At 43.9% G+C, this 8,824-nt stretch carries 10 protein-coding genes; 4 read left to right on the forward strand and 6 right to left on the reverse strand.

What is annotated here, in order from left to right; genetic code table 11:
* Nucleotides 1–403 (reverse strand): hypothetical protein (locus tag LDL35_RS12705; protein ID WP_304023007.1); only part of this gene is annotated, 403 nt, incomplete at its 3' end.
* Nucleotides 404–481: 78 nt separating this feature from the next.
* On the opposite strand from LDL35_RS12705, the gene LDL35_RS12710 reads away from it, so the two are divergent.
* Together LDL35_RS12710 and LDL35_RS12715 are read left to right on the forward strand one after the other, a co-directional pair.
* Nucleotides 482–2,131 carry a PAS domain-containing sensor histidine kinase gene (locus LDL35_RS12710; protein WP_304023009.1) on the forward strand — a complete coding sequence of 550 codons (1,650 nt, stop codon included), beginning with the start codon at nucleotides 482–484 and terminating at the stop codon, nucleotides 2,129–2,131.
* Nucleotides 2,128–3,015, forward strand: coding sequence for an MBL fold metallo-hydrolase (locus tag LDL35_RS12715; protein ID WP_304023011.1), 888 nt, complete (start codon nucleotides 2,128–2,130; stop codon nucleotides 3,013–3,015). Before LDL35_RS12710 ends, LDL35_RS12715 begins: the two co-directional genes overlap by 4 nt.
* Before the next feature lie 5 nt (nucleotides 3,016–3,020).
* Here the strand turns inward: LDL35_RS12715 and LDL35_RS12720 are convergent, their stop codons facing one another.
* Together LDL35_RS12720 and LDL35_RS12725 are read right to left on the reverse strand one after the other, a co-directional pair.
* On the reverse strand, nucleotides 3,021–3,587 hold the full coding sequence (locus LDL35_RS12720) for a TetR/AcrR family transcriptional regulator (protein WP_304023013.1): 567 nt from the start codon (nucleotides 3,585–3,587) through the stop codon (nucleotides 3,021–3,023).
* Nucleotides 3,588–3,609: 22 nt separating this feature from the next.
* Entirely contained in the window at nucleotides 3,610–4,815 is a 1,206-nt protein-coding gene (locus LDL35_RS12725) for an aldo/keto reductase (protein WP_304023015.1), read from the reverse strand.
* Nucleotides 4,816–5,022: 207 nt separating this feature from the next.
* On the opposite strand from LDL35_RS12725, the gene LDL35_RS12730 reads away from it, so the two are divergent.
* Nucleotides 5,023–5,328: a hypothetical protein gene (locus tag LDL35_RS12730; RefSeq protein WP_304023016.1), complete on the forward strand. Its 306-nt coding sequence runs from the start codon at nucleotides 5,023–5,025 to the stop codon at nucleotides 5,326–5,328.
* Nucleotides 5,321–5,524, forward strand: a complete 204-nt coding sequence (locus LDL35_RS12735; protein WP_304023018.1) for an ATP-binding protein — start codon at nucleotides 5,321–5,323, stop codon at nucleotides 5,522–5,524. Before LDL35_RS12730 ends, LDL35_RS12735 begins: the two co-directional genes overlap by 8 nt.
* A 58-nt stretch (nucleotides 5,525–5,582) precedes the next feature.
* Here the strand turns inward: LDL35_RS12735 and LDL35_RS12740 are convergent, their stop codons facing one another.
* The 3 genes from LDL35_RS12740 to ilvB form a co-directional block, all read right to left on the reverse strand.
* Nucleotides 5,583–6,209: a hypothetical protein gene (locus LDL35_RS12740; protein WP_304023024.1), complete on the reverse strand. Its 627-nt coding sequence runs from the start codon at nucleotides 6,207–6,209 to the stop codon at nucleotides 5,583–5,585.
* A gap of 356 nt (nucleotides 6,210–6,565) precedes the next feature.
* Nucleotides 6,566–7,069 carry an acetolactate synthase small subunit gene (ilvN, locus tag LDL35_RS12745; protein ID WP_304023026.1) on the reverse strand — a complete coding sequence of 168 codons (504 nt, stop codon included), beginning with the start codon at nucleotides 7,067–7,069 and terminating at the stop codon, nucleotides 6,566–6,568.
* A 2-nt stretch (nucleotides 7,070–7,071) separates the two neighbouring features.
* Nucleotides 7,072–8,763 (reverse strand): biosynthetic-type acetolactate synthase large subunit, encoded by a 1,692-nt coding sequence (gene ilvB / locus LDL35_RS12750; protein ID WP_304023027.1) that lies wholly within the window; start codon nucleotides 8,761–8,763, stop codon nucleotides 7,072–7,074.
* Nucleotides 8,764–8,824: the final 61 nt, after the last annotated feature.

Raw genomic sequence — 8,824 nt, forward strand, 5'->3', positions numbered from 1 at the left:
TGACTCCGAAAATGAAGAAGATCATACGATCACGCCTGGTTGAAAGAGCCGGGTCTGCATGAAAGTACCGGAATGCCACATACGGGATCAGTGCCTGCCATAAATCAGCAAAAGACCAGTATAAGGAGACATCAACCGGAAGACCACTTAGGAATCCTGCACCAATAACACAACCGGCATATGCAGCCAGAATACCCCATATTCCAAACCAGAGAGCAAAAACTATCATGAAAGCTACAATCAGGTAAAATGATGAGACTCCGGTCACTATCGGATATGAAAAGACAAAATATTTGGCTCCGAGAGAGTTGATACAGACAAGCAGGAAAAAGAGAGATAGGTAAATAACAAAAGGAGGACGGGTGATTGAATCAACAGGACAGTTCCGTATTCCGTGTTCCACAGAATAGTAATTATGTAAGAAGCAAATATAAACAATTACCGGCTATTCATACTCAGGGGAACCAGATAAATGCAGGTGATGCCAGCAAAATGGAAGAACAATCCATTATATGGTGCATTGCTCATCTCCATCCTGTTTGCTCTCATTCTGCTTCCCTATTGGTGGCTGGCAGTGCAATGGTCAGTCACTCTGATTCAGGATTCACCTACTCAGTTTACCTTTACGTCAACAACCTTTCTCCTTGTTCTGGCAATTATTGATAGTGCCTTCCTCATCAGGTATTATCAGATTAGACAGAAGAATCAACTTGCCTCAGCAATACTTGAAATTCACAAAGGGGCAGAAAATTACCGGCTTCTGATAGAAAATGCTCCGTTTCCAATCATATTAACAAAATCAGATGATAATACCATCCTTGTCATGAATAAAAGAGCTGTCGAACTTTTTTCTGTTGATCCATCAGAGAGAATCGGAAAACCGGTTAGTTTTCAGTTCATCGGACCTGAGGACCTAAAGAAGATATCCGAAAATCTTGCCAGGAAGAACCATGTATCCGGGTATGAAATTACCTTCCTTAAGGAAACAGGAGAGCGGGTATACATCTCCCTCTCCGCAGACATAATCGATTATATGGGAGAAAAAGCAGTTTTTGCTGCGTTTGTAGATATATCGGAGCGTGTTGCTCTGGAAAAGGAGATTATAAGGAGAGAAGAGAAGTTCTCGGTAATTTTTCACGAAGTTCCAAATCCGCTTATGATATTGTCGGAAAATGATACCATAATTGATGTGAATCATGGGTTTGAACAATTTTTCCACGTGCGAAAGGAGGAACTCATTTCACTCTCAATTCTGGAAAGAAACTTTCTTTCAGACCTTGCTCTTCAGAAAAGGGCGAGAGAGTTTGAGGATCAGAATACATGGGAGTATGAAGCAAGCCTTCCTGACGGTGAAAAGCGATTTGTCATGCTTCATTACCGGACCATTCAATATGGTGAAGGTCTGCATACCCTTCTTCTTATTCAGGATATTGATGCAATAAAACGTGTACAAAATGCATTGACACAGGCGAACAATCAATTGCTCATACTCAATAGTGTCACCCGTCATGATATTTTAAACAGAGTTATGGCCATCATCTCTTATTGCGAGCTGCTGCGATCCTCCATACAAAAAGAACCAGGTATAACCTGGCTGAATAATATCGAAAAAGCCGGAGACGATATTCAGACCCTTATTGAATTCACCCGCGAGTACCAGGATCTTGGGATTCATCCGCCGGTTTGGCAGCGGATTGACAGAATTATGAAAAAGAAGAGCATTCAAACGCTCCTGACCAATATTTTCGTAACTCTGCCTGATGAATCCTATGAAATATATGCTGATCCCATGTTTGAAAAAGTCCTGTACAATCTTATTGATAACTCTATCCGTCATGGAGAGAAGGTGACACAGATTGCTCTGTCATATGAAAAAAGTAATTCAGATCTCATTTTACGATACACCGATAATGGAACCGGAATATCAGGTGAAGACAAGAAAAAAATTTTCACTAAAGGTTTTGGGAAGAATACAGGATTAGGCCTTTTTCTGATACGGGAGATTCTGAGCCTGACCGGGATATCCATTACCGAACATGGGGTACACGGAACAGGAGTAATTTTTGATATGCTCATCCCGGCAGGTTTCTATCGAATTTCTGCCCTCAATAAGGATCAGTCGCATCTATGACGGTACTATCCACCATCAGGGTATCGGAAAGGACATGGATGCTCACCTTTGATGATGCTATCTCGGTCATGATCATCATAGGAACACGGTATACTGTCCTTTGTGATACACATTTAGGCCCTGATTCTATTCAGGAGATATACGGCTTTCTTGCATCAATTGATCATCCAGATAACCTGTTCATCTTTAACTCCCATTCAGACTGGGATCATATCTGGGGGAATTGTGCATGTCCGGATTCGATTATTGCAGCACATATATCCTGCCTGGAGCGGATGAAAGAACGGAGTGCCTTGGACCTCGTTCGAAACGGGGAAAAGACGAGAGGACCGGTGCAGATTATCCTCCCCAATCTTACCTTTGATTCAAGGCTGTGTCTTGAAGATGATGATATAGAATTCATACATGCTCCCGGTCATACCATTGACTCATCAGTCTGTCTTGATCGGAAGGGAGAGATCCTCTATGTCGGAGACCTGGTTGAAGATCCCATCCCCTATATCGATTATGATCGAATCGATGTATATATGAAAACTCTTGAATCGCTTGTATCATCATCTGTACAAGTCTTCATCTCAGCTCATTCCGGGATAATTACCCGCGACCTTATCAGATCGAATATCTCTTACCTCAATGCAGTTCTCACCGGGAAGGAGATAGATACGAGTTTATTTGGAGATTATATTACAGTTCATCAGGCGAATATAAACACCCGTACCATTTTCAGATATGAGGCGCTGGCACGGGAGATACTCAGAGATACATTTGTTTTTGAGAAATTCTGGTCAGGCATTCCAGACCCTGAAGGATCAGATCAGGAGTCACTGATAAAGTTTCTAAACGAATATCTCCAGGAGATCAGAATCAGGAGGGGAATCCCGTAGCTCGTTTATTTCCATATTTTGGCTATTCCTGCAGAGATAATTTCATCGGCATGTATCTCCTCATCTTTGAGTGAAAGGAGTTCGACTATGCCATTTAGTATCTGCTGGGTCATTACGAAATGATAATGCACCGGGTGATCGGAAAGCAGTCCCTCCCCGATGGCCCGGGAATAGATATCATGCATCCATTTGAATTCGTCAAATGCCTGACTCTGGACTCTCTCACTGATGTTGGGTGAATGATGAAATTGCATTAAAAACCGTGCTTTTTCTGGATTCTCTATGGCCCAGTGAATATACCGGATAAATCCGCGTTCAAGAAGGGTTTTTACCGGGAGTGATGCATCATCAGTACCCCTCACAACATCACCCATCTCTTTTTTTATGGTCAAATACAATTCATCGATGAGGGTATTTTTATCAGGAAAATAGTGGAATAATGTCCCGGTTGAGATCTGCGCCTCTTTGCTTATCTGTGATGTTGGTGTCGCATGAAACCCCAATGTGGTAAAGAGATGAAGAGCAGCGTGTAGTATCCTTTCACGTTTGTCTGATGAGTTTTTTTCACCCATTTCCATCACCAGATCGTATGGATTAGTCCTCATCAATGACTTTTGAAGAAAACATCCGCTTTGCAATAATGAGAACGAATGCTGTTATCCAGTTATCCATGGTCTTTGCAACCTTTTTCATCTCATCAGGAATATTGATGGCCTGAGGACATGCAGACATACATTTTCCACATTGCCTGCATAATGAAGCATTGGCAGAGGTTCCCATGCCACCCATGAGTTGCATCCCGTAAAATCCACGAGTAATCATCTTATTGCCAAGCATATGGTATTGATTGTAGAAGTAAAAACACTGGGGAATATTCACACCAAAAGGACAGGGCATACAATATGAACACCCGGTACAAGGAACTTTCATGAGTCGCTTATACACAGTTTTTACCTTTTCAATGGTCTCCAGGTCCTGAGTTGTGAAAAAACCGGGAACAGCAATCTCACTCATTGCAAGATTCTCAGAAAGATGACGTTCATCATTCATTCCAGACAGTACCACGGTTACTTCAGGATGATTTAAGACCCATGAAAAGGCCCATTCAGCTGCGGTCCTGTTCGTCCCAGACTCATGGTAAATCCGGGTAACCTCTTTTGGAAGGTTCTGGGCCAGCATCCCGCCCCTGAGCGGTTCCATGACAATTACTGCGATATTTTTTGAGGAGGCATATCTCAGCCCTTCCGTCCCTGCCTGATTCTCCTCATCCAGGAAATTATATTGAATCTGGCAGAAAATCCAGTCATATGCATCAATAATCTCGTAGAAGGCTTTCCGGTCACCATGAAATGAAAACCCGATATTGATGATATTTCCGGCTTTTTTTGCTTCTTCCAAAAAATTCAGAACACCAAGATCCAATAGTTTTTTCCATATGTCACCATTTAATGAATGGAGAAGATAATAATCGATATGATCGGTCTGGAGGCGTTTTAATTGAATTGAAAGAATTTTATCCATATCCTCCCGGCTCTGAACATTCCATGGAGGGAGTTTTGTTGCTATCCGTACCCTTTCCCGATATCCATCTTTCAGAACTCTTCCGAGGATCTTTTCACTCTCGCCACCATGATAGGGAAAGGCAGTATCGATATAATTCACGCCATTATCGATGGCATTCCTGATAAGCCGGGTGGTTTTCTCTTCATCAATCCGACCGCGTTTTGTCGGAAGTCTCATCGCCCCAAATCCAAGGGCTGAAAGGCTGTCTCCATTTTTTGGAACTCTACGATATTGCATGATCACCTCATGGGATGCGATTGACTAGTTAGTCTAGATTGATTAGTCAGTTATTGCATATAGAATCTTCGCCTATTCACCTGATCAAGTACATCCATCCATGATGTCAGTTCCATCTTGCATGATAGGGTAAAGAACATAAATTATTAACCACATGAAAACGTAGATTCTGTTCTTGATCCCGTCTTAAAAGACATGCTGGCCACGATGAAGAATGTAATACATGTAATGCAGGGGCAGATCAATTTCACCAGAGAATACCAGGAGATTGGATCATCAGAAGCAATATGGGTAAACCCGATGGAACTGTTCTTAAAGCAGGAGTCCTTTTTTTCAGGAGCCGGGATCTCATTTCTAGCGATTCCATCAGAGATATATGTTTTTGCAGATCCCCTGTTTGAAAAGGTCATCTATAACCGGATAGATAATTCAATACGAGATGGAATGCATGTGTCCAGAATCTGTCTTTCGGTCTGGATCAATGGTGATTATGAAGAGATCATCGATGGATGATGGAACAGGCATTGCTCCTGAGGAAAAAACCAGAATATTTGATCAGAATTATGGGAAGAATACAGGATATGGATTATTCTTAATCCGGGAGATCCTGTCTATAACTGAAATTACGATTGAAGAGACGGGTGTGTACGGAAAGGGAGCCAGATTTGTAATGACAATACCTCCTGGCGGATTTCAAATCAGAGAATAATTCAACCGATGGGAGAGGAACAGTTCACCGCTTATTGAAAAAAATAGAGAGATGAGTATTACCGGATGGTAAACTCAACATATTCCAGTTCTTTCTCGTTCTTTGGATCCCAGATGTTGGAGAGAGTAGTACTTGGATAGGCTTTCTTTTTTATCACATCCCATCCATTTGGCATGACCGTCCCCGGACGTTCTATCTCCATAGAAGCATCAAAGACATTCATGTGATATTTTCCCTTCTGGAATGGTATCTTTTTCACCTTTTCATTGATTTCAGCATTGAAGGTCACTTTTCCTGAAGGATCTTTCTTCACCGGAACAATGACCAGAGCATAATCATCAGGAATATCGACAGTCTGATATGCCTGGGTTCCATCCGGATTGAATCGTACCATGTTTATTCCGGTTTGGTTTGTGGAATCCCCTGATGAAGCCAACTCCTTGAATCGGACCTTTCCGGCATTATCTTCCTTTGCATATGCAACCAGATTGTCCCAGAACTCTTTTGGGAAGATCTCAATACCGATCTTTTTGACTTTGTCAATTGTCGTTGTTCCGCTGATGTTAAATTTTTCTCCGGCGACAAGGGAACCAATGGGATCCACGGAGATATTTGCCTCTGCACACGCAAAACCGGTCATACTAATGATGACCAAGGCAATTATGATGAATTGTTTTAGAAACATGGATTTACCACCTGTTTCAAATGCACACATGAAGACATGTTTGTAGCAAACCTGAACTCTATATCAATGAGTTCTGTTTCCATAAGGGGTTTCTTATCTCATAAAAATACCATATGTAATTGGTTCTCCTACAACTTCAGGCTGAGTATTAGTAAATGAAACAGGGATGATAAATAAAACCCGTTCAACAGTAAAGATATCTCAAAAAACTTATCGCCTGCTGGTCCGGTCGTGCTTAAACCAGACCCCGACCCTATATCAGAAAAAAAGTTGCTAATCTGAAAAAAGGGCATAGACTCAATAATGAAATATGCAATAAAATTGGATTGAGGAGAGAAATAGGCTTGAAAAGGGGATTATCTCCCAGAACTTACCGTTGCAGATCCCCGTTGCAAGGCAATCTTTCCGGTTCTGACCAGCTCAAGAACCCCATATGGTTTTAAGAGATCTTCAATTGCAGCAATCTTTCCACTATCTCCTGTTACTTCAACTACCAGCGTATCACTCCCGACATCGATGATCTTTGCTCTGAATATCCCTGCAATCTGCATGACCTCAGAACGGGCTTCACCAGGCCCTGCCCTGACTTTCATCAACGCCAGTTCCCGTTCCACATGCTCTGATTCGGATATATCAAGAACTTTAATAACTTCGATCAGTTTGTTGAGCTGCTTTTTCACCTGTTCAATCTGGACATCATTTCCCGTGACAACAATGGTGATCCGGCTGGTGTCAGGCTGCTCACAATGACCAACTGCCAGGCTTTCGATATTAAAACCCCGTCGTGAGAAGAGACCGGTGACTCGTGAGAGAACACCCGGACTATCCTCTACAAGGACACTGAATATGTGTGCAGTCATCCTTACTCCTCCTCATGTTCGGTATGATGTCCGACGATCATCTCACTGATATTTGCCCCTGCAGGAACCATGGGGAACACATTCTCTTCCCGTTCAACCCTGACATCAAGAACATACGGCCCGGGATGAGCAAGTGCGGTTCTTATGGCTGCTTCCACATCAGAAGCATTCCTGACCGTAGCAGCCTCTATTCCATATGCTTTTGCTATTCGTTCAAAGTGAACTTCCGGCAGTTCGGTGTATGAATACCGGCGCTCATAGAAGAGCTGCTGCCATTGCCTGACCATCCCAAGGTACTGATTATTGAGGACGATCACTTTCACCGGGATGTTGTACTGTGCCACCGTCCCCAGTTCCTGGATGTTCATCTGGAAAGATCCATCACCGGCAAGGACGAAAACGGGCTGATCAGGGCAGGCAAAATGAACCCCCATTGAAGCTGGAAACCCATAGCCCATGGTACCAAGGCCGCCTGAGCTGATCCACTGACGTGGCCGGGTAAACTTAAACCACTGGGCGGTCCACATCTGGTTCTGCCCAACTTCGCTGACAATAATTCCCTTTTCACCCAGGACATCGGCAAGGGTTTTGATTACAAACTGGGGGTGCAGTTTCCCATCAGACGTGTATCTGAGAGGATGATTCTTCTTCCACATCGCAACTTTTTCAGACCATTCAGGATGCGGGCATGACTCAGGAATCTTTTTAAGAATGTCAGAAAGCACACTCTTTGCATCTCCGACGATTGGAACATCCGGCTGTTTATTCTTCCCGATCTCGGCTGGGTCAATATCTATATGAATAATCTTTGCCTGCGGTGCAAAAGCCTCTATCTTTCCGGTTACGCGGTCATCAAACCTGACTCCGATGGAGAAGAGCAGGTCTGATTCGGTGATGGCATAATTTGCATACTCAGTCCCATGCATCCCGAGCATCCCAAGGTTGAGCGGATGATCCGTCGGTATACACCCAAGACCCATCAGGGTAGTAGTAACCGGCATACACATCTTCTCAGCAAGGGCGACGAGTTCTGCAGATGCATCGGATGAGATGACACCACCTCCTGCATAGATAACCGGTCTTTTTGCCTGAAGCAGGAGATCTACTGCCCGCTGGATCATCTTGCTGTGACCCTGGTACTTTGGTTTGTATCCCCTGAGCCGTGGCTGCTCATCCGGTCCGTCCACATCCGGTACCATTGAAGTGCATACATCTTTTGGAAGATCAATGAGAACCGGCCCTTTCCGTCCGGTACTTGCGATATGAAATGCCTCCCGGATGATGCGTTTCAGATCACGGGCGTCAGTTACCAGGTAATTATGTTTGGTAACCGGCATGGTAATCCCGGTAATGTCCGACTCCTGAAAGGCGTCATTTCCCAGGAGTGAGGTCGGGACCTGGCCGGTAATTGCAACCACCGGTATTGAGTCCATGTATGCGGTGGCAAGACCGGTGACCAGATTACAGGCACCAGGACCAGATGTTGCAAGACAGACTCCGGTCTTCCCGCTGGCCCGTGCATATCCATCTGCTGCATGAATAGCGGCCTGCTCATGACGAACAAGGATATGGCGAATATCTGCATCATAGAGTTCGTCATAAATCGGAAGAACAACACCGCCCGGATACCCAAAGATGATGTCGACTCCCTGTTCTGTTAAACCTTCAATCAGTATTTGTGCTCCGCTTTTCATGATATTCCCTCAGCAGACGGTTCATCCCGGTGATGACCGCCTCCACGCTGGCCTGAATAAT

The organism is Methanospirillum hungatei (assembly GCF_020216685.1).
GTDB classification, from domain to species: Archaea; Halobacteriota; Methanomicrobia; order Methanomicrobiales; family Methanospirillaceae; genus Methanospirillum; species Methanospirillum hungatei_B.